This is a genomic window from Streptomyces sp. ME19-01-6 (assembly GCF_033793745.1).
Lineage (GTDB): Bacteria > Actinomycetota > Actinomycetes > Streptomycetales > Streptomycetaceae > Streptomyces.
Map to the genome: position 1 here is coordinate 205,333 of NZ_JARAXF010000007.1, position 19,363 is coordinate 224,695.

General features: G+C 73.2%; 17 protein-coding genes and 1 pseudogene. 8 read left to right on the forward strand and 10 right to left on the reverse strand.

Annotated features, from left to right (window positions below):
- Positions 1-8 precede the first annotated feature (8 nt).
- From PV419_RS19245 to PV419_RS19255, 3 genes are read right to left on the reverse strand one after another with little or no spacing between them, the layout of a single operon-like run.
- A complete protein-coding gene (locus PV419_RS19245) occupies positions 9-1,166 on the reverse strand; it encodes an acetyl-CoA C-acetyltransferase (protein ID WP_319690541.1) in 1,158 nt (385 codons plus the stop codon).
- Positions 1,167-1,210: 44 nt separating this feature from the next.
- The gene (locus tag PV419_RS19250) at positions 1,211-1,834 is read right to left on the reverse strand and encodes a TetR/AcrR family transcriptional regulator (RefSeq protein WP_319690543.1); all 624 of its coding nucleotides are present in this window, start codon (positions 1,832-1,834) and stop codon (positions 1,211-1,213) included.
- Between the two features lie 49 nt (positions 1,835-1,883).
- Positions 1,884-2,693, reverse strand: coding sequence for an SDR family oxidoreductase (locus PV419_RS19255; RefSeq protein ID WP_319690545.1), 810 nt, complete (start codon positions 2,691-2,693; stop codon positions 1,884-1,886).
- Positions 2,694-2,751: 58 nt separating this feature from the next.
- On the opposite strand from PV419_RS19255, the gene PV419_RS19260 reads away from it, so the two are divergent.
- The 3 genes from PV419_RS19260 (at position 2,752) to PV419_RS19270 (ending at position 6,151) form a co-directional block, all read left to right on the forward strand.
- Positions 2,752-3,951 carry an acyl-CoA dehydrogenase family protein gene (locus PV419_RS19260; RefSeq protein WP_319690547.1) on the forward strand — a complete coding sequence of 400 codons (1,200 nt, stop codon included), beginning with the start codon at positions 2,752-2,754 and terminating at the stop codon, positions 3,949-3,951.
- Between the two features lie 45 nt (positions 3,952-3,996).
- A complete protein-coding gene (locus PV419_RS19265) occupies positions 3,997-5,001 on the forward strand; it encodes an acyl-CoA dehydrogenase family protein (protein WP_319690549.1) in 1,005 nt (334 codons plus the stop codon).
- A 145-nt stretch (positions 5,002-5,146) separates the two neighbouring features.
- Positions 5,147-6,151, forward strand: coding sequence for a LacI family DNA-binding transcriptional regulator (locus PV419_RS19270; protein ID WP_319690551.1), 1,005 nt, complete (start codon positions 5,147-5,149; stop codon positions 6,149-6,151).
- 15 nt (positions 6,152-6,166) lie between these two features.
- Here PV419_RS19270 and PV419_RS19275 read toward each other — a convergent pair whose 3' ends face one another.
- Together PV419_RS19275 and PV419_RS19280 are read right to left on the reverse strand one after the other, a co-directional pair.
- A complete protein-coding gene (locus PV419_RS19275; protein WP_319690553.1) occupies positions 6,167-6,988 on the reverse strand; it encodes a PaaX family transcriptional regulator C-terminal domain-containing protein in 822 nt (273 codons plus the stop codon).
- 107 nt (positions 6,989-7,095) lie between these two features.
- Positions 7,096-8,294, reverse strand: a pseudogene (locus tag PV419_RS19280) (IS110 family transposase).
- Between the two features lie 212 nt (positions 8,295-8,506).
- Here PV419_RS19280 and PV419_RS19285 point away from each other — a divergent pair.
- From PV419_RS19285 to PV419_RS19295, 3 genes are all read left to right on the forward strand, one after another.
- Positions 8,507-10,153, forward strand: coding sequence for an acyl-CoA dehydrogenase family protein (locus PV419_RS19285; protein ID WP_319690555.1), 1,647 nt, complete (start codon positions 8,507-8,509; stop codon positions 10,151-10,153).
- 171 nt (positions 10,154-10,324) lie between these two features.
- Complete coding sequence (locus PV419_RS19290) at positions 10,325-11,020, forward strand: hypothetical protein (RefSeq protein ID WP_319690557.1); 696 nt, start codon at positions 10,325-10,327, stop codon at positions 11,018-11,020.
- Between the two features lie 32 nt (positions 11,021-11,052).
- Entirely contained in the window at positions 11,053-11,808 is a 756-nt protein-coding gene (locus tag PV419_RS19295) for a hypothetical protein (protein WP_319690558.1), read from the forward strand.
- Here PV419_RS19295 and PV419_RS19300 read toward each other — a convergent pair.
- Together PV419_RS19300 and PV419_RS19305 are read right to left on the reverse strand one after the other, a co-directional pair.
- On the reverse strand, positions 11,786-13,075 hold the full coding sequence (locus PV419_RS19300) for a cytochrome P450 (protein ID WP_319690560.1): 1,290 nt from the start codon (positions 13,073-13,075) through the stop codon (positions 11,786-11,788). The genes PV419_RS19295 and PV419_RS19300 overlap by 23 nt on opposite strands.
- A gap of 65 nt (positions 13,076-13,140) precedes the next feature.
- Complete coding sequence (locus PV419_RS19305) at positions 13,141-13,992, reverse strand: metallophosphoesterase (RefSeq protein ID WP_319690563.1); 852 nt, start codon at positions 13,990-13,992, stop codon at positions 13,141-13,143.
- Positions 13,993-14,098: 106 nt separating this feature from the next.
- Between PV419_RS19305 and PV419_RS19310 the strand changes: the two genes are divergently transcribed.
- Together PV419_RS19310 and PV419_RS19315 are read left to right on the forward strand one after the other, a co-directional pair.
- Positions 14,099-14,560: a universal stress protein gene (locus PV419_RS19310; RefSeq protein ID WP_319690565.1), complete on the forward strand. Its 462-nt coding sequence runs from the start codon at positions 14,099-14,101 to the stop codon at positions 14,558-14,560.
- Between the two features lie 93 nt (positions 14,561-14,653).
- Positions 14,654-14,890 carry a dodecin gene (locus PV419_RS19315; RefSeq protein ID WP_319690567.1) on the forward strand — a complete coding sequence of 79 codons (237 nt, stop codon included), beginning with the start codon at positions 14,654-14,656 and terminating at the stop codon, positions 14,888-14,890.
- A gap of 89 nt (positions 14,891-14,979) precedes the next feature.
- Here PV419_RS19315 and PV419_RS19320 read toward each other — a convergent pair whose 3' ends face one another.
- The 3 genes from PV419_RS19320 to PV419_RS19330 all read right to left on the reverse strand — a co-directional run bounded on the left by PV419_RS19320 (position 14,980) and on the right by PV419_RS19330 (position 19,326).
- Positions 14,980-16,053 (reverse strand): NAD-dependent epimerase/dehydratase family protein, encoded by a 1,074-nt coding sequence (locus PV419_RS19320; RefSeq protein ID WP_319690568.1) that lies wholly within the window; start codon positions 16,051-16,053, stop codon positions 14,980-14,982.
- A 37-nt stretch (positions 16,054-16,090) separates the two neighbouring features.
- Entirely contained in the window at positions 16,091-17,938 is a 1,848-nt protein-coding gene (locus PV419_RS19325) for a transketolase (RefSeq protein ID WP_319690570.1), read from the reverse strand.
- A gap of 62 nt (positions 17,939-18,000) precedes the next feature.
- Positions 18,001-19,326: an NAD(P)/FAD-dependent oxidoreductase gene (locus PV419_RS19330; RefSeq protein WP_319690572.1), complete on the reverse strand. Its 1,326-nt coding sequence runs from the start codon at positions 19,324-19,326 to the stop codon at positions 18,001-18,003.
- Positions 19,327-19,363 lie beyond the last annotated feature (37 nt).

Genomic DNA, 19,363 nt, shown 5'->3' on the forward strand with positions numbered 1-19,363 from the left:
GCTCCCACTCACACCCTCTCGATGATCGTCACATTCGCCTGCCCACCGCCCTCACACATCGTCTGCAGGCCGTAACGGCCACCCGTGCGCTCCAGTTCGTGCAGCAGGGTGGTCATCAGCTTGGTGCCGGTGGCGCCGAGCGGGTGGCCGAGGGCGATGGCGCCGCCGTTGATGTTGACCTTCTCCGGGTCGGCGCCGGTCTCCCGCAGCCAGGCCAGCACCACGGGCGCGAAGGCCTCGTTGATCTCCACCAGGTCGAGTTCGTCGATGGTCATGCCGGTCTTCTTCAGGGCGTGCGCCGTCGCCGGGATCGGCGCGGACAGCATTCTGATCGGGTCCTCGCCGCGCACCGAGAGGTGGTGGACGCGGGCGCGCGGCGTCAGGCCGTGTTCGCGCACCGCGCGTTCGGAGGCGATCAGCATCGCCGCGGCCCCGTCGGACACCTGGGAGGACAGGGCGGCGGTGATCCGGCCGCCCTCCATGACCGGCTTGAGGCCGGCCATCTTCTCCAGGCTGGTGTCCCGGCGCGGCCCCTCGTCGGCGGTGACCTCTCCGTACGGCACGAGCTCGCGGTCGAAGCGGCCCTCGTCCATGGCGCGGATCGCCCGCTGGTGCGAGCGCAGCGCGAACTCCTCCATCGCCTCGCGGGTGATGCCCCACTTCTCGGCGATCAGCTCGGCGCCGTAGAACTGGTTGACCGGCCGGTCGCCGTAGCGCGCCCGCCAGCCCTCGGAGCCCGCGTAGGGGCCATCGGTCAGCCCGAGCGGCACGGTCGCCTGGCGGCTGGCGAAGGCGATCGGCACCATCGACATGTTCTGCACGCCGCCCGCGACCACCAGGTCCTGGGTGCCGGAGAGGACCGCCTGCGCCGCGAAGTGGATCGCCTGCTGTGAGGAGCCGCACTGCCGGTCGACGGTCACGCCCGGGACCTCCTCGGGCAGCCCGGCGGCCAGCCAGCAGGTGCGTGCGATGTCCCCGGCCTGCGGGCCGACCGTGTCCAGGCAGCCGAGGACCACGTCCTCGACGGCGGCCGGGTCGGCGCCCGAGCGCTCCATCAGGGCGCGCAGGACGTGCGCGCCGAGGTCGGCCGGGTGGACGGACGCCAGTCCGCCGTTCCGCTTGCCGACCGGGGTCCGTACCGCATCGACGATGTATGCCTCGGCCATGATCGCTCCTTCAGCCCGTGTCAGGCCGGGTGTCAGCCCGGTGGTCAGGCCCGCGGGGTGATGCCGTCCAGGACCATCGACAGGTACTGGCGGGCGATCTCCTCGGGGCTGTGCTGTCCGCCCGGCCGGTACCACGAGGCGGCGACCCAGACGGTGTCGCGCAGAAAGCGGTACGCCAGCCGGATGTCGAGGTCGGCGCGGAAGACCCCCTCGGCCACCCCGCGCTCGAGCGTGCCCAGCCATGCCTCCTCGAACTTCCGCTGCGAGACGGTGAGATAGCCGAAGCGGGGCTGGGCGGAGAGGTGCTTGGACTCCTTCTGGTAGATGGCGACGGCCGCCCGGTGCCGGTCGATCTCCCGGAAGGACTCGGTGACGAGCGCCTCGATGGTCTCCCTGGGGCCGAGCCCGGCGCCGAGCACGGACTCGTAACCGGCCCACAGCTCGTCGAGGAAGGTGGAGAGGATCTCGTCGACCATCGCCTCCTTGGAGTCGAAGTGGTAGTAAAGGCTGCCCGCGAGCATCCCCGCCTCGTCGGCGATGCGGCGCACGGTGGTCGCGTTGTACCCGTGCGCGGCGAACACCTCCGCCGCCGTCGAGAGCAGTTCGCGGCGTCGCTGGGGGGACGGGGTCACGGTGGTCTTCTTGCTGTTCTCGCTGGTCTTCGGCACATGGCTATTCTCTCGGTCTCTCGGTCTCTTGATCTCCCCGCTTTCCGCCTCACGCGTGCTGGCTGCTCACGGACACCGTCTCGCCCGTCATGTACGAGGAGTAGCCGCTGGCCAGGAAGACGATGACGTTGGCCACCTCCCACGGCTCGGCGTAGCGGCCGAACGCCTCCTTCTCGGTGAGCTCGGCAAGCAGTTCGGGGGTGGTCACCTTCACCAGGTGCGGATGCATGGCCAGGCTCGGCGCGACCGCGTTGACCCGTACGCCGTAGGCGGCGGCCTCGACGGCGGCGCAGCGGGTGAGGGCCATCACGCCGGCCTTGGCGGCCGCGTAGTGCGCCTGGCCGGCCTGGGCGCGCCAGCCGACGACGGAGGCGTTGTTGACGATGACGCCGCCGCGGCCGTCGGCCTTCATCCGGCGCAGCGCGGCGCGGGTGCAGCGGAATGTGCCGCCCAGTGTGACGTCGATGACCCGGTGCCACTGCTCGTCGGTCATCTCGGTCAGCTCCGCGGTGCCGCCGAGCCCGGCGTTGTTGACGACGGCGTCCAGGCGGCCGTGGGCCTCCTCGGCGAGGTCCAGGAGCACCGCCACCTGGCCCGCGTCGGTCACATCGCACGCGGTCCCGGCGACCCGGTCCGCTCCGAACTCCCCGGCGAGCGCCGTGACGGTCTCCTTCAGCCGGCGGGCGTGGGCGTCGCCGATGACGACGCGGGCGCCCTCCTCGAGGAATCTGCGGGCCGTGGCGCCGCCGATGCCGGTGCCCGCCGCGGCCGTGATGACGGCCGTGCGACCGGTGAGGAGGCCGTGGCCGGGGACGTAGGGCGCTCGGGCGGCCTTGTTGCCCGCCTTGTTGTCCGTCACGGCGCCACGGTAACCTACCAAACACTTGTTAGGGAACGGGAAGGGGGCGGGAGCTCCGGTGGATCTCGACCTGACCGAGCGGCAGCGGGCGTTCCGGGACGAGGCGCGGCGGTGGCTCACGGCCCATGTGCCCGCCGATCCCCTGCCCTCCCTGGAGACTGCCGAGGGCTTCGCCGCCCACCGCGCCTGGGAGCGGACGCTCGCCGCGGGCCGCTGGTCGGCGGTGAGCTGGCCCGAGGAGTACGGCGGGCAAGGCGCGTCGCTTGTCGAGTGGCTGCTGTTCGAGGAGGAGTACTACGCGGCGCAGGCACCCGGCCGGGTCAGCCAGAACGGGATCAGCCTGCTGGCGCCCACGCTCTTCGAGCACGGCACGGCGGAGCAGCGGGCCCGGGTGCTGCCGCCGCTGGCCCGCGGCGAGGTCATCTGGGCGCAGGCCTGGTCCGAGCCCGAATCCGGCTCGGACCTCGCGTCCCTGCGCTCCACCGCCGAACGCACCGACGGCGGCTGGCTGCTGAACGGCCTCAAGACGTGGTCGTCCCGGGCCGCCTTCGCCGACCGCGCCTTCGGCCTCTTCCGCAGCGACCGGGGCGCATCGGCTCCCCATCGCGGACTGACGTATCTGATGTTCCCGCTGCGCGCGCCGGGCGTGACCGTGCGCCCCATCGGCCGTCTCGACGGCAAGCCCGCCTTCGCCGAGCTCTTCCTCGACCAGGTCTTCGTGCCCGACGAGGACGTGATCGGCGAGCCGGGCGAAGGCTGGCGGGTGGCGATGAGCACGGCGGGGAACGAGCGGGGGCTGACCCTGCGCAGCCCCGGGCGCTTCACTGCGGCCGCGCGCCGCCTGGCGGCGCTGTGGCGCGAACGGGCCGCGGACGCCGCCCCCGACGACGAGCCCGCGGCCGATGTCCCGTCCGCCCTGCGCGACCGGGTGGCCGACGCGCTGATCCGCGCCCGCGCGTACGAGCTCTTCGCCTACGCGGGCGCCTCCCGGCTGGCCGCCGGTGGCTCCTTGGGCGCCGAGTCGAGCCTCAACAAGGTCTTCTGGTCCGAGCTGGACATCGCCCTCCACGAAACGGCCCTGGACCTGCTCGGCCCCCACGGCGAACTCGCCGACTCCGCCCCCGACGCGCCCGCACGCGGCGCCTGGGCGGACGGCTACACCTTCGCCCTGGCGGGCCCGGTCTACGCGGGCACCAACGAGATCCAGCGCGACATCATCGCCGAGCGGCTGCTCGGACTGCCGAAGGGCCGCGGATGAGGCGGCTAATCCCCTGCCGGGACGAGCGATGAAGAGGCGGTACGGATGAGATTCCTGCTGGACCAGGAGCAGACGGAATTCGGCCGCACCCTGGACCGTATGCTCTCCGCCGCCGGGACCCCGGGGGCGGTGCGGGCCTGGGCGCGGGGCGAGCGCGAGGCGGGGCGGGCGGTGTGGGGGCGGCTGGGCGAGGCCGGGGCGTTCGCGCTGGCCGTTCCGGAGGCGTACGAGGGCGCGGGGCCGCTGCCGGTGGAGCTCGCCGTCGCCTGGGTCGAGGCGGGCCGGCACGGGGTGCCGGGGCCACTGGTCGAGACGGCCGCCGCGGCGGTCCTCCTCGCCGCGGCGGCCGAGCGCGCCGACGCGGTCGCGGCGGTGGCGAAGGACTGGCTGCCGCGCATCGCGGCGGGGCAGGCGATGGTCACCCTCGCCGCGCCCGCGGGCGGCCCGTACGCGCTGGACGCGGACGCCGCCGACGCGGTGTTCGTCGTCGAGGGCGAGCGGCTGCGGGCGGCCGCGGGGCACGGGCCGGTGCAGCCCTCGCTGGATCCGGCCAGGCGGCTGGCCCGGCCGCTCGGCGGCGGCCAGGTGCTGGCGAGCGGCCCGGCCGTCGCGGCGGCGGCCGCGCGCGCCGCGGACTGGGCCGCCTTCGCGACGGCCGCGCAGGCGCTCGGCACCGGGCTCGCCCTGCTGGAGCGGACCGTGGCGTACGCCAAGCAGCGCAGCCAGTTCGGCCGCCCGATCGGCTCGTTCCAGTCGGTCAAGCACCAGCTCGCGGACGTCCTCATCGCCCTGGAATTCGCCCGGCCGCTGCTGTACGGGGCCGCGCTGGCGCTGGCGGACGGCACCGCCCGGGCCGGTGCGGAGGTCGCCGCCGCCAAGGTCGCCGCGGGTGAGGCGGCGTACGCGGCGGCCAGGACCGCGCTGCAGCTGCACGGCGCGATCGGCTACACGGACGAGTACGACCTGTCCCTGTGGATCCGCAAGGCCCGCGCGCTGCGCACGGCTTGGGGCTCCCCCTCCGTCTGCCGCGCCCGCGTCCTCGCGCCCTGAGCGGGCCCCGCCCGAGCCGTCAGCCGATGACAGTTCGGCCGAAGGGTGCCGTCGGCCGCGCCGGGTGATTCATGCTGTGACACGACCAGCCGGCACGGACCAGCGGCTCGACGAAGAGCGCGACGGAGAACGAGGTATTGCGCCCATGCACCGGACCCGGCCGACATTGGAGAGCGTGGCGCTGCACGCGGGCGTCTCGCGCGCCACGGTGTCCCGCGTCGTCAACGGCTCCACCAGGGTCGGCGAGGACGCCCGCGAGGCGGTGCGGCGGGCCATCCAGGAGCTGGGGTACATCCCCAACCAGGCGGCCCGCAGCCTGGTCACCCAGCGCACCGACTCCTTCGCCCTCGTCCTGCCCGAGGAGCCGGGCCGGGTGTTCTCCGACGACCAGTTCTTCCCCGGGGTGGTGCGCGGGGTGAGCCAGCAGCTGGAGGCGGCCGACAAGCAACTGGTGTTGATGATGGCCCGCTCCCCCGCCAGCCGGGACCGCATCGAGCGCTTCGCCCTGGCGCGCCATGTCGACGGGGTCATGGTCGCCTCCGTACACGGCGCCGACCCGCTGCCCGCCTCCCTCGCCCGCATGGGCATCCCCGTGGTCTCCAACGAGCGGCTGCTCGGCCCGGCGCCCCTGCCGTACGTCGGCGTGGACAACGCCGGGGGCGCGGCCACCGCCGTGCGCCATCTGGTGCGCTCCGGGCGCACCAGGATCGCCACCGTCGCGGGCCCGCGGGACATGGTCGCCGGCATCGACCGGCTGGCCGGCTACCGGGCGGCGCTGGACGAGGCGCGGCTGCCCGCGACCGTCGCGGTCGGTGACTTCACCCAGGAGTCGGGCGTGGTCGCGATGCGCGAGCTGCTGCGCGAAGAGCCGGATCTGGACGCCGTGTTCGCGGCCTCCGACCTGATGGCGGTGGGCGTGCTGCGGGCACTGCGGCAGGCCGGCCGCCGGGTGCCCGACGACGTCGCCGTGGTCGGCTTCGACGACATCGAGACCGCCCGCTACACCGATCCGCCGCTGACCACGGTCCGCCAGCCCATCGCACGGATCGGTCAACGGCTGGCCCGCCAACTCCTGCGCCTCGCCTCCGGCGAGCAGATCGAGCCGTCCCTGGTCCTGCCGACCGAACTGGTCCTCAGAGAGTCGGCCTAGTCGGCCCGCCCGCGGTCAGTCCCCCGCGTACCGGGGCAGCAGGGCTCGGAACTCGCGTTCGAAGGCGTCGTAGCGGCGGCGCAGGTCGGCGCCCGGCCAGTCGGGGGGCAGCAGCCGGGCGGGCAGGACCGGGTCGGCGAGGAGATGGCGGAGCACGGCGGCGGCGGCGGTGAACCGCTCGGCCGGCCCGTCCGCCCGCTCCAGGGCCGCCGACAGCAGCCGGGCCCGGGTGGCCCAGCCGTCCAGGTCCCAGAGCCGGGCCGCGAGCCGGACCGGGTCGTCCTCGGGCGTGCCGGTGAGCCACGCGCACTGCTCGGCGGCGACGGCCGGGCGCGGCCGTACGAGGTTGGCGGGGCGCAGCCAGGTGCCCTCGCGCAGCTCGGCGAGGCGCAGGGTGGCCATCGACTGGCGCAGCGCGGCCCGCTCGGGCGCGGCGCGGCGGTCGGAGGTGATGACCGCGATCTCCCAGCCGCCGTCCCAGCGCCGGGTGCGGGGGGCCCGGCTGTCGTCCTGCCGGGCCTGGCGGGCCAGGAGGCGGTCGGTGAGCCGGTAGGCGCCGCCGCGCTGCTCGAGGTCGCCGGCCGCGACCATGCGGGTGAGCGCGACCCGGACGGTGCCCTCCGCGGCACCGAACAGCGCTCCGACGCGGACCAGGGCGCGGGCGGGCAGCTGGGGCGGGTGGTGGCCGAGCAGGGTGCTGAGCACGATCGAGCGGGCCGTCAGCGGGCGCAGTGCGAGGGTCCCGGCGGCGGTGCTTCCGCCGGTGCCGCGGGGAGCAGCGGTGCCGCGGGGTTCAGCGGAATCGCGGGTGTCACGCGTGTCGCGGGTCTCGTCCATATGTGCCCGAACCCTATCCATTACAGTTCTTCGTCGCGCATGATGGAAGTGTAAGAGAGAGCATAAGAGAGCAGGGCCGCCGCGCACGAGGAGTCTCAATGACGAAGTCAAGCCGTTTGCGCGGCCGGTGGGGCGGGGGTGAAGACGCGGTTGTCGCGCAGGAGAGCCCACAGGACGCTGGCCCGGCGGCGAGCCAGGGCGATGATGGTCTGGACGTGCTTGCAGCCCTCGCCGCGCTTCTTGAGGTAGAAGTCCCGGTTCGGTCCCTCGCGGATGATGCTGGTCTGTGCGGACAGGTGGAACACCCGGCGCAGACGGCGGCTGTAGCGCTTGGGCCGGTGCAGATTGCCGGTCCGCCGTCCGGAGTCGCGCGGGACGGGCACCAGTCCGGCCGCCGAGGCCAGGTGGCCGGCATCCGCGTAGGCGGACAAATCACCTGCGGCGACCACGAACTCCGCCCCCAATATCGGGCCCATGCCGGGCAAGGACTCGATGATCTCCGCCTGCGGGTGGCTGCGGAACGTCTCGCGGATCTGGCGGTCGATCCGCTTGAGCCGGTCGTCCAGGGCGAGGATCTGTGCCGCCAGGTCGGCGACGATCTGCGCGGCGACGTCCTCGCCGGGCAGCGCGGTCTGCTGGGCCTGGGCCGCTTCCACAGCGGTGACCGCGACCGCGTCGGCGCCCCGGACATTGCGATTGGCCAGCCATGCGGTCAGCCGGGCCCGGCCGCGGCGGCGGATCGCGGCCGGGGTCTGGTAGCCGGTCAGCAGCACCAGCGCGCCTTTGTGGCTGCTGCAGTCGAAGGCCCGCTCCAGCGCGGGGAAGACACCGGTCAGCACGTCGCGGAGCCGGTTGATCATCCGCACTCGGTCGGCGACCAGGTCGGCACGGTGGGCAGTCAGCAGAGCCAGGTCGGCGGCCGGCTGGGCGGGCACGCCGATGACAGCGAAATCGCCGCGGTGGCGGGCGGTCTCGGCGATGACGTAGGCGTCGCGCGCGTCGGTCTTCGCCTCGCCCCGGTAGGCGCCGGCCATGCGGTTGACCGTGCGGCCGGGCACGTAGACGGCCTGCTGGCCGTGGGCCGCGAGCAGGGCCAGCAGCAACGCGGAGGACGTACCGGAGATGTCCACCGCCCAGTGAACCTCGTCCGCCAGGTCCAGGATCTCGCCGAGCGCGGCCAGGATCGCCGACTCTTGTCGATCTTCTTCGACCACAGGGTGGCTCCGGTCTGGTCGACGACGGCCGCCCAATGGTGGCCCGTGCCTGCGTCGATACCGGCCCAGACCTGGGTCCGTCGCTCGCTCACTCGCCCCTCCTCGTTCCGCACAGCATGCCGTCGGCCCGAGGAACACCCCGCTGTCATCTCCGTAATCAGCGACCGCACAAGGCGCGCACATCTCAATCAGCAGCCAGGGCGCCCCGGAGAGCCGGACGGCCACTCCTCGGAAGCCACGACTGGCAAGCCGCCATCAGCCACATCCGGCCCTCCTGGGCCGCCTAACAACTTACGGAGACGCCATGGGTGCCACGCATGAAGTCCTCAACCAGGCCCCGCCGCTGACCGGCTTCAGCACGGCCGACGACCCGGCGCTGCTGGAGGCCCTGCGGCGGGACGGAGGGGACTGGGGCGAACAGGAGGTGCGGGAGCTGGGCACGCTGGCCGGGTCCGCCGAGGTCCAGGACTGGGCCCGGATGGCCGAGGAGCACCCTCCGGTGCTGCACACCCACGACCGGTACGGCCACCGCGTCGACGAGGTCGAGTACCACCCGGCCTACCACCAGCTGATGGCCGCCGCCGTGGCCAGCGGGCAGCACGCCGCCGCCTGGAGCGAGCCCCGCCCCGGGGCCCACCTGGTGCGCGCGGCCAAGTTCTATGTCTTCGCGCAGGCCGAGCCGGGCCACGGCTGCCCCATCTCCATGACGTACGCCGCGGTCCCGGCGCTGCGCGCCGAGCCCGAGCTCGCGGCCGTCTACGAGCCGCTGCTGGCCGCCCGCGTGTACGACTTCGGGCTGCGCCCGCCGCTGGGCAAGCGGGGCCTGATCGCCGGCATGTCGATGACGGAGAAGCAGGGCGGCTCGGACGTACGGGCCAACACCACGCAGGCCCTCCCCCAGGCGGACGGCAGCTACCTGCTGACCGGCCACAAGTGGTTCACCTCCGCGCCGATGAGCGACATCTTCCTCACCCTTGCCCGGACCGACGAGGGCCTGACCTGTTTCCTGGTGCCGCGCGTGCTGCCCGACGGGACGCTCAACGCCATGCGTCTGCAGCGGCTCAAGAACAAGCTCGGCAACCGCGCCAACGCCTCCTCCGAGGTCGAGTACGACGGCGCGGTGGCCTGGCGGGTCGGCGAGCCGGGCCGGGGGGTGCGCACCATCGTCGAGATGGTGAACGTGACCCGGCTGGACTGTGTGATCGGCTCGGCGGCGGGCATGCGGGCCGGGCTCCGGCAGGCCCTGCACCACACCGAACACCGGCGGGCGTTCGGCGCGGAGCTGATCGACCAGCCGCTGATGCGCAATGTGCTCGCCGACCTCGCCGTCGAGTCGGAGGCCGCCACCACGCTCGCGATGCGGCTGGCGGCGGCCTTGGACCGGGCCCGAGCCGGGGACGAGTCGGAGGCGGCGCTGCGCCGGCTGGGGCTGGCGGTGAGCAAGTACTGGGTGTGCAAGCGCGGCGCCACCCACGCGGCCGAGGCCCTGGAGTGCCTGGGCGGCAACGGCTATGTGGAGGACTCCGGCATGCCGCGCCTGTACCGGGAGGCACCGCTGTTGTCGATCTGGGAGGGCTCGGGCAATGTCGCTGCCCTCGACGTCCTGCGGGCACTGGGCCGGGAGACGGGCGCGCTGGACGCCTTCCTGGCCGAGGTGGACGCCGCCGCCGGCGCCGACGCGCGGCTGGACGCGGCCGTCGCCCGCCTCCGCGACCTGCTGCCGCAGCTCGCCGATCCGCGGCGGGCGCAGCTGCTCGCCCGCCGCCTCGCCGAGCAGATGACGCTGGTCCTGCAGGGCAGCCTGCTGGTACGGCACAGCCACCCGGCGGTGTCGGACGCCTTCTGCGCCTCGCGGCTCGGCGGCGACTGGGGCCACGCCTTCGGCACCCTGCCGCCCGGCGTGGACACCGGCCCGATCCTGGAACGGGCGCGTCTCAAGGACGCGCGCTGACCGGTTGTTAAGGGGTTCGGTTCTCCCCCGGCTACCGCTGGGAGGTGCCCCCGGCGCTCAGCCCGACAGGGCCGCGACCCGGACGGGCGAATTCCGCGCGAATTCACCCATTCGAGGGAATCCGTGCGGGCATACGGCTGTAACGGCTCCGATCAGCCGAAGATCTCCGTCGTGAACCGATGGCAACGCACGTTGCGTTCAGGGATTCTCGCCGCGGCCCTGGTGCTCGCCTCGACGGGGGCGGGCCCCGTCGCCTGGGCGGACCGGACCGGGGACGGGGCGGACCGGACCGGCGGCTCGGCGCTCGGCCTGTACGGGGGTATCCACCTCCACATCGAGGTGCGCATTCCGGGTGTTGACGTGATCTGGCCGGGGTGGTGTCCGAAGCCGACGCCCACCCCCACCCAGACCCCGCCGACCACCCCGACCCCAACGCGTACGCCTACGGACACCCCCACGCCGACCCCCACCCCCACGCACACGTCGACGCCGACACCCACCCCCACGCAGACGACCGCGCCCACACCGACGCACCGCCCCACCCACACATCGGCGCCCGCCTCGCCCGCGAAGCCGTCCTCGGCCGCGCCGCCCCCCGCACGCCCCACCACTCCCCCGTCGCCGTCCCGGCCGACCCGCACGAAGCCGCCCAGGACGCCGACGCCGAGCTCCCCGGCGCCGACCGGCCCCCCTCGTACCGCGGAGCTGCGCGCGTACCACAAGCCCGCGCCCCAACAGTCGGGCGGCGGCGTCTCGTTGGTCACCTTCACCCTGCTGATCACCGCGCCCGCGGTGCTCGCGGCCGCCGCCCTGCGCCCCCGCTCACGCTCGCGCTCCGCGGCGCGCGGCGGCGGGTCGCGCGGCTGACGCCGACGCCGACGACCTGACGGAGGTTGCCCATGCCCGAATGGCTGATTCTGATTCTCGTGACGGCGGGGGTCTACGCACTCGTCGTGGCCGTCACGCTGCTCAACCAGCGGCGGATCCCCGAGGATGATGACCCCTCCGAGACGCCCGATGTCATCGAGTACATGACCATGATGATCGGCGTGGTCTACGCCATCGTGCTGGGCCTGGCCATCGCCGGGGTCTGGGAGGCGCGCGGCGCCGCGCAGGACGGCGTGCGCACGGAGGCGCAGGCGCTGCACGAGGTGAGCGAGCGCGCGGCCGGCTACCCCGCGCCGGTGCGCGACCGCATCCGCGCCGACGCCCAGGCGTACGCGGACCATGTGGTGTCCAAGGAATGGCAGGTGATGATCGACAAGGGCGAGCTCACCGACCGGGGCGCCACGCTGCTGACGCAGCTGCGGCGCGATGTCACCGACTACACGCCGCGTACCGAGCGGGAGTGGCAGATCTACCAGCCACTGGTGGAGCAGGTCGCCGCGGTGGACGCGGCCCGCGAGGCCCGGGCGCAGAGCGCCGGGCCAACGATGCCCAGGGTGGTCTGGATCGGACTGGCCATCGGCGCCGCGCTGGTGATCGGGTTGCTGTTCACGCTGCAGATCCGCCGTACACCGCGCGAGCTGGCGATGGCGGCGATGTTCAGCGCGCTGATGGTCTTTCTGCTCTTCCTGGTCTGGGACTTCGACGCGCCCTTCGGCCGGTCGGTCGGGGACTCGACCTCGCCGTTCACCGACCTGTTTCCCACGTGACGGGGAGGCGTTTGAGGCCGTTCTGGAAGTTGGAGGTGAGCCGCACCGGCGCCCCTGCCCGGCGCAGCCCCGGCAGGCGGGTCAGGGCGCTGCGCAGCATGGCCCGCATCTGCAGCCGGGCGAGGTGCGCGCCCAGGCAGAAGTGCGGGCCGTGGCCGAAGCTGACGTGGTCGTTGGGGCTGCGGGTGATGTCGAAGCGGTCGGGGTCGGCGAAGACCGTCTCGTCGCGGTTGGCGGAGGCGTGGTAGACGACGACCTTGTCGCCGCGCCGGATGCGCTGCCCTCCCAGCTCCACCTCGCGGGTCGCGGTGCGGCGGAAGTCGATGACGGGCGGCCAGAAGCGCAGCATCTCCTCCACGGCCGAGTCGGTCAGTTCCGGGCGGGCCAGCAGGAGTTCATGGCTCTCGGGGTGTTCCAGCAGGGTCAGCAGCCCGCCGGGGATGCCGTTGCGCAGGGTCTCGTTCCCGGCCACGGCGAAGAGGAAGAACATGTTCTCGAACCCCTCGCGGCTCAGGCCGCCCTCCCGTAGGTGGGCCATCACGGTGCCGGGGCGGGGTCGTTCGGCCAGGGCGTGGGCGTAGGCGAACATGTCGGCGAGGGCCTCGCGGGAGCGCGGGTTCATCGGCCGACCGTCCGGGCGGGTCAGCGATCGCGGCCGGTGGGCGAGGGCGGCGCGTGCCATCGGGCTGAGCCCCGCGGCCTCGGCGGTGCTCAACCCGGCGTATTCGGCGTCCTGATAGCCGATGACCCGGCTCGCCCAGTCGAACAGCAGCCTCCGGTCGCTCTCGGGGACGCCCATGACATGGGCCAGCGTCCACACCGGCAGATCCGCCGCGAGCTCCACGAAGTCGGCCTCGCCCCGCGGTGCCACGGCCTCGACGAGCGCCCGCGCGCGTGCCTCGATGACCGCCTGGAGCTCGCGCACCGCGCGCGGGGTGAAGGCCGCCGCGACGACGCGCCGCGTCCGGGAGTGGTCCGGCGGGTCCTGGTTGAGCATCATCGCCCGTACGAACTCCAGGTCGCCGGGGGTGTCCGGGTCGCGGATCTGGGTGGCGCCCAGATGGGAGGAGAAGACCTCCGGCGTGCGTAGCACGTGTTTGACGTCGGCGTGCCGGAAGACCGCCCAGAAGCCGGGGCCCGCGGGCCACGCCCCGACCGCTGGTTCCTCGATCCAGCAGACGGGGCGGGTGGCGCGCGCCTGTGTGAAGAGGGCGTACGGGACACCGGCGGCGTAGGTCTCGGGAAGGAACACCGCGTCAGGGTTCACAGCCGTGACCGTACGGCGCCACCCGCCGGTGCCGTCAAGACGGGCGCGCGTGGACGCCCGGCGGGTCAGGACACCGGCACCGGCAGCACCCGGCGCAGCGGATCCTCCGGCAGCAACCCATGGCGCTTCCACTCCCTGGGGTAGCCGACCGATACCTCCTGGAAACGCACCCCGTCCTCCACGGTGGTCCTGGGGATGTGCAGATGTCCGTAGACCACGGTCTCGGCACGGAACCGCACATGCCAGTCGGCGCTGAGTTCGGTGCCGCACCACAGGGCGAAGTCGGGGTAGCGCAGCACCCGGGTGGGGAGCCGGGTCAGCGGCCAGTGGTTGATGAGCACGGTCCGCAGCTCGGGGTCGCAGGCCTCGAGCCGCGCCTCGGTCTCCTTGACGCGGGCCCGGCACCACGCGTCGAGGGTGGCGTACGGCTCCGGGTGCAGGAAGTGCTCGTCGGTGCACACGACCCCCGCCTCGTGCGCATGGGCGAGGGCCGCTTCCTTGGTGTCCAGGCCCTCGAGTCGGAACGAGTAGTCGTAGAGCAGGAACAGCGGGGCGATGGTCAGCGGCCCGCCGATGCCCTCCCACCGCGGGTAGGGGTCCTCGGGGGTGACGATGCCCTTCGCCCGGCACATGTCCACCAGCGCCTGGTAGCGCCGCACGCCACGGGACTTCTCCGGGTCCTTGGGGTGGCTCCACAGCTCGTGGTTGCCGGGCGACCAGATGACTTTGGCGAAGCGTTCGCTCAGCAGGCCCAGCGCCCACTCGATGTCGGCGAACAGCTCGCCGACGTCTCCGGCGACGATCAGCCAGTCGTCGTCGGAGCCCGGCCGCAGCCGTTCCACGATCTCCCGGTTCTCCTGGTAGGCCACATGCAGATCACTGATGGCGAGAAGCTCGCCGCGGTGCGTTCCGCCCATCGATTCTCCTGTCGTACGGTGCCGGTCATGGTGCGGTCGCGGCGCGTGGGCGCCGCGGTCCGGGTCGGTTGATCACCTACCCTTTCCTGGCGCTAGCCTCGCAGATGTGGTGGACAAACTCCCCGCGTCCTTCGAACGCGGCACGGACGGCCCGAAAGTCATCGTGGTCGGAGTGGACGGCTCCGATTCTTCCTGGCGCGCCGCGGCGTACGCGGCCGGGCTGGCCCGGCGGCAGCGCGCCCTGCTCGCCGTGGTCTACGTGCAGCCGGTTTTGGCCGGAGGGGCGGCCCTGGGGGCCTCGGTGGCTCAGACCACCGAGCAGGTCGCCGAGGAGCTGATCCAGGAGATCCGTGAGGCGACGGAGCGGCTGCGCGGGGTCTTCGAGGTGCGCTGGGAGTTCCACACCTTCCGCGGCGACCCGTACAACGGCCTGGTACAGGCGGCCGACGAGCTCAAGGCCGACGCCGTGGTGGTGGGCGTGTCGGAGCAGGCGGGGCACCGCTTCGTCGGCTCGGTGGCGGTCCGGCTGGTCAAGGCCGGGCGCTGGCCGGTGACGGTGGTGCCCTGACCGAGCGGCCCGGCGCCCGGCTCGCGGGCGCGTCCCGGGTGAGGCACGGTGGGAGGAACAACCGGCCCGCCCCACGGATACGGGGAGACTGCCATGTCGCACATCTACCGGGTGACCGAGATCGTCGGCTCGTCCGCCGAGAGCGTCGACGACGCGATTCGCTGCGGGATCAGCCGCGCCTCGAAAACTCTGCGGAATCTTGACTGGTTCGAGGTCGGTCAGATCCGCGGGCACATCGAGGAGGGCCGGATCGCGCACTACCAGGTGGGGTTGAAGGTCGGCTTCCGGATCGAGGACACCGACGGCGGCACCGGGGACCTGCCCGGCTGACCTGGCGCTCGGCCCCTTCCGGACCCGCCTCTCCACATCGCTTCACAAGAGGTCGCACAGGACAAGCCGGGCAGTGCGCCGCGCGGGGCTCAAGGATGTCGGCCCACGCCGGTTCCGGCCACCTCGCCGACCCGTCCGCCGGACGACTTGGAGGCCAGCGGTGCCGTCTCCATGCCCGTGCCGTGGCGCAGGCCCTCGATGAACTCCTCGATCGTCTCCGCGGAGGTGTGCCGCGGCTGCCAGCCCAGTTCGTCGCGGGCGCGGCCGGCGTCCATCAGCGGCAGCCGCAGCGCCGCGTCGAACAGCTGCGGAGAGGCGGGAACCAGATGGAGGTGCCAGGCGGCGGCCAGCGCCGAGCGGGCGGCGACGCGTGGCATCCGGACCACCCGGGCGCCCACCATCTCGGCGAGCACCCGCGCGTCGAGCGGGGGTTCGGCGGCCAGGTTGAAGGCGCCGCGCACATCCCTGACGACCGCGAGCCGGTAGGCTTCGGCCGCGTCGTCGGTGTGCAGGGCCTGCAGCAGCAGGCCGCGGATGTCGGGCACCACCGGCAGCAGGGCGGGGCGCACCAGCCGGCGCGGCAGGAGCGGGCCCAGGAACAGGCGGCGCTGCTCGGCCGCGGACTGCTCCTTGAAGAGGAAGGCCGGGCGCATCCGCACCACCCTCACCTGCGGGTGCTCGCCCTCGTAGGCGTCCAGCACCCGCTCCAGATACGCCTTCTCACGGCAGTACGCGGCCTCGGGCCAGCCGTGGGTGGGCCAGGACTCGTCCACCCTGCGGTCCTGGGGGCCGGGCGAGTACGCCCCCACCGAGGACGCGTACACCAGCGCCGGCACCTCCGCGGCCGCGACGGCCTCGAAGAGGCGGATGCTGCCGAGGACGTTGGTCCGCCAGGTGGTCACCGGGTCATGGCTGGGCTGGATGAGCCAGGCCAGGTGGATCACGGCGTCGGCGCCTTCGAGGGGCCGGACCAGATCGTCCGCCTCCTCCGCGATGTCGGCCCGGACCCAGGTCACCTTCGGCGGCGTCCAGGCGGGGATCCGGCGGGCGATCCCCACGACGGAGGCGACGTCCGGGTCCTCGCCGAGCGCCCGAACGACGCTGGTGCCGGTGTTGCCGGTGGCTCCGACCACCACCACACGCTTTCCGCGGTCGTTGCTCATGGTCCGCTCCTTGCACGTCGGTCGCTTGTGCTGTGCGTCAGGCCGCCGCGAGGGCCAGTTCGCGGGCGGCCGCGGCGATCGCCTCCGCGTCGATCCCGGCCGCGGCAAGCTGCTGCGCCGGGGTGGCGGAGACCGGCATGTCGCGCACGGCCAGCCTGACCGTGCGGGGCGCCGGGTAGCCGTCGCAGAAAGCCTCGAGCACCGCGTCGCCCAGCCCGCCCTCGGGGTGGTGGTCCTCGACGGTGACCAGGCCCCCCGTCAGGTCGGCGGCGGCCCTGAGGGTTTGCGCGTCCGCCGGCTTGATCGTGTACAGGTCGATGACGCGGGCGGGAATGCCCTCCTCGGCCAGCCGGTCGGCGGCGGCGATCGCCTCGTGCACGGTCACTCCGGCCGCGACGATGGTCACGCGGTCGTCGTCCGTGGCGCGCACCAGCTTGCTGCCGCCGATCGGGAAGCGCTCGGAGGGCGGATAGATGACCGGGGTCTTGCCGCGCGTGGTGCGCAGATAGCGGATGCCCGACTCCTCGGCCATCGCGGCGGTCAGTTGGGCGGTCTGGTTGGCGTCACACGGGTACAGCACCGTGCTGCCGTGGACCGCGCGGAAGGCCGCCAGGTCCTCCAGGCCCATCTGCGAGGGGCCGTCCTCGCCGATGGCCACCCCGGCGTGCGACCCGACCAGGTTGAGGTCGGCACGGCTGATGGAGGCCATCCGTACGAAGTCGTAGGCGCGGGTGAGGAAGGCCGCGAAGGTGGACGCGTACGGGGTCCAGCCGCGCGCCTGGATCCCGACGGCGGCGGCCACCAGCTGCTGTTCGGCGATATAGCACTCGAAGTACCGCTCGGGGTGCTCCTTGGCGAAGAGCTCGGCGCGCGTGGAGTCGCCCACCTCGCCGTCGAGCACGACCACATCGCCGCGGGCCGTGCCGAGGGCGGCCAGCGCCTGCCCGAAGGCGTCCCGTGTCGCGGCCTCTTCGCCGGGGTCGAAGCGGGGCAGGCTCAGCGGGCCCTCGCGGGACGGCTGCGCGATGCTCACCGCGGGCGGGCCGAGGACCGGTACGGCCATCTCCCGTACGCCGCCGAGCTCGGCGATCGCCTCCTCGGGGTCCGGCAGCGGCTTGCCGTGCAGCCCCTCCCGGTTCTCCGCCGCGGCCACACCCCGGCCCTTCACGGTGCGGGCGATGATCGCCGTGGGCCGGCCGGCCGTGGACGCCGCCTCGCCGTAGGCGCGGTCGATCGCGGCGGTGTCGTGGCCGTCGATCTCGATGGTGTGCCAGCCGAAGGCGTGCATCCGGCGCGCGTAGGCGCCGAGGTCCCACTCGTGGCGGGTGGGTCCGCGCTGGCCCAGCCGGTTCACGTCGAAGATGACGGTGAGGTTGTCGAGGCGCTCGTACCAGCCGTGCTCGACGGCCTCCCACACCGACCCCTCGGCCAGCTCGCTGTCCCCGCACAGCACCCAGACGCGGCTGTCTGTCTTCTCCAGCTTCTCCAGGCGCTTGCGGGCCAAGGCCAGCCCGACGCCGATGGGCAGCCCCTGCCCCAGCGACCCGGTGGCCACATCCACCCACGGCAGCCGCGGCGTGGGGTGTCCCTCCAGCCGGCTGCCGAGCTTGCGGAAGGTGAGGAGTTCCTCGTCGCTGATCGCCCCGGCCGCCTTGAACAGGGAGTACAGCAGCGGTGACGCATGCCCCTTGGAGAAGACCAGGTGGTCGTTGCCGGGGTGGCGGGGCTGTTCGAAGTCATAGTGCAGGTGGTTCGCCAGCAGGACGGCCATCAGGTCCGCGGCCGACATCGACGAGGTCGGATGGCCTGATCCGGCGGCCGCCGCGGCCCGCACCGAGTCCACCCTGAGCTGCTGCCCGAGCTCACTGAGCAGGTGGTCTTGCATATCGCTCCTTTCAGAGTCCGTTGGCTACTGCTTTCTGGTCCTCCGTGGTCCGCCGTGGTCCGTCAGCGGCCGCCCGGGGCCGTGTGGAGCACGCGAGGTCGCTCGGGCGCCTCGGTGTCCAGCGGGACCGCCCAGGAGCGCACCACGCCCAGCTGTACGCCCTGCGGCGGCAGCACCGCGTCGATCAGCCAGTCGGCGGCGACCCGGACGCGATTGCCGGGCATCGCCATCAGGTGGTAGCCACGGGTGACCAGTCCGGCCACCGGCCCGGACAGCGGCACACGCAACGGATTGGCCGCCGCCTGCAGCCCGCCGAGGTCGACGGTGAAGCCGAGGTCGTGGTGTTTGTACGGGCGCCGCGTGCCGTACCCGAGCGAGGCGGCCACATTGCGGCCCGCCACCTTGCCCTGCCGCTGCGCGTGCTGCGCGGTCATCGGCGTGCACTGGCCCGGGCGGGTCACGTCGGGGACCGCCGCCGCGTCCCCGCAGGCCAGCACCTCGGGATGGCCCGGCACGGCGAGATACTGATCGACACACAGCCGCCCCCGCTCGGTCGGCAGACCGACGTCGGCCACCAGCGGGTCGGGGCGGACACCCACGCACCAGATCAGCGACCGGGTCGCGATGAACTCACCGGTGTCGAGCACCACGCCGTCTTCGGTGGCCTCCTTGACCGAGGTGCCCGTACGGATGTCCACACCACGCTTGGTCAGCACCCGGTCCGCGGTGTCGGACAGCCTCCGGTCGAGCTCGGGCAGCACCCGGTCGGCGAGATCGAGCAGCAGCCAGCGCGGCGGCGGCGCGCCGCGCAGCCCGGCACTGCGGCGGGCGAGCGTGTCGGTGAGCAGCACGCCGTGTGCGGCCACCTCGGTGCCGGTGTACCCCGCGCCGACCACCACGAAGGTGCAGCGGGCGGCCCGCTCCGCGGGGTCGTCGGTGGCTCCGGCCAGCTCGATCTGGCGGATCATGTGGTCACGGAGGTAAAGCGCCTCGGGCATGCCCCGGAAGCCGTGCGCGTGCTCGGCCACGCCGGGGATCGGCAGCAGCTTGTTGACGCTGCCGACGGACAGGACGAGCCGGTCGTAGTCCATCCGGCCGCGCCGGCCCTCGGGGTCCGTCCAGCCGATCCGGCGGGCGTCGAGATCGACGGAGCCGACCTCGCCGAGCACCAGGCGCACCCCCGGCAGGGTCTGGGTGAGGGAGACCGAGACCCGGCGGGGTTCCAGGACCGCGGCCGCCACCTCCGGCAGCAGCGGCAGATACAGAACGTAGTCGTTGGGGTTGACCAGGACGATCTCCGCCTCGTCCCGCAGGGTGCGGGAGAGTGCGCGGGCCGCCTGGTAGCCGGCGAATCCGGCGCCGACGATCACGATGCGGACTCGGTTCACGCGGAGCTCCCGGGCGTGTGGATCTCACAGAACGCTC

Coding starts and splice junctions, on each gene's coding strand:
- PV419_RS19315 (WP_319690567.1), top strand. CDS start 14,654: ATGTCGCACATCTACCGGGTGACCGAGATCGTCGGCTCGTCCGCCGAG.
- PV419_RS19295 (WP_319690558.1), top strand. CDS start 11,053: ATGCCCGAATGGCTGATTCTGATTCTCGTGACGGCGGGGGTCTACGCA.
- PV419_RS19285 (WP_319690555.1), top strand. CDS start 8,507: ATGGGTGCCACGCATGAAGTCCTCAACCAGGCCCCGCCGCTGACCGGC.
- PV419_RS19265 (WP_319690549.1), top strand. CDS start 3,997: ATGAGATTCCTGCTGGACCAGGAGCAGACGGAATTCGGCCGCACCCTG.
- PV419_RS19325 (WP_319690570.1), bottom strand. CDS start 17,938: ATGCAAGACCACCTGCTCAGTGAGCTCGGGCAGCAGCTCAGGGTGGAC.
- PV419_RS19245 (WP_319690541.1), bottom strand. CDS start 1,166: ATGGCCGAGGCATACATCGTCGATGCGGTACGGACCCCGGTCGGCAAG.
- PV419_RS19270 (WP_319690551.1), top strand. CDS start 5,147: ATGCACCGGACCCGGCCGACATTGGAGAGCGTGGCGCTGCACGCGGGC.
- PV419_RS19275 (WP_319690553.1), bottom strand. CDS start 6,988: ATGGACGAGACCCGCGACACGCGTGACACCCGCGATTCCGCTGAACCC.
- PV419_RS19320 (WP_319690568.1), bottom strand. CDS start 16,053: ATGAGCAACGACCGCGGAAAGCGTGTGGTGGTGGTCGGAGCCACCGGC.
- PV419_RS19305 (WP_319690563.1), bottom strand. CDS start 13,992: ATGGGCGGAACGCACCGCGGCGAGCTTCTCGCCATCAGTGATCTGCAT.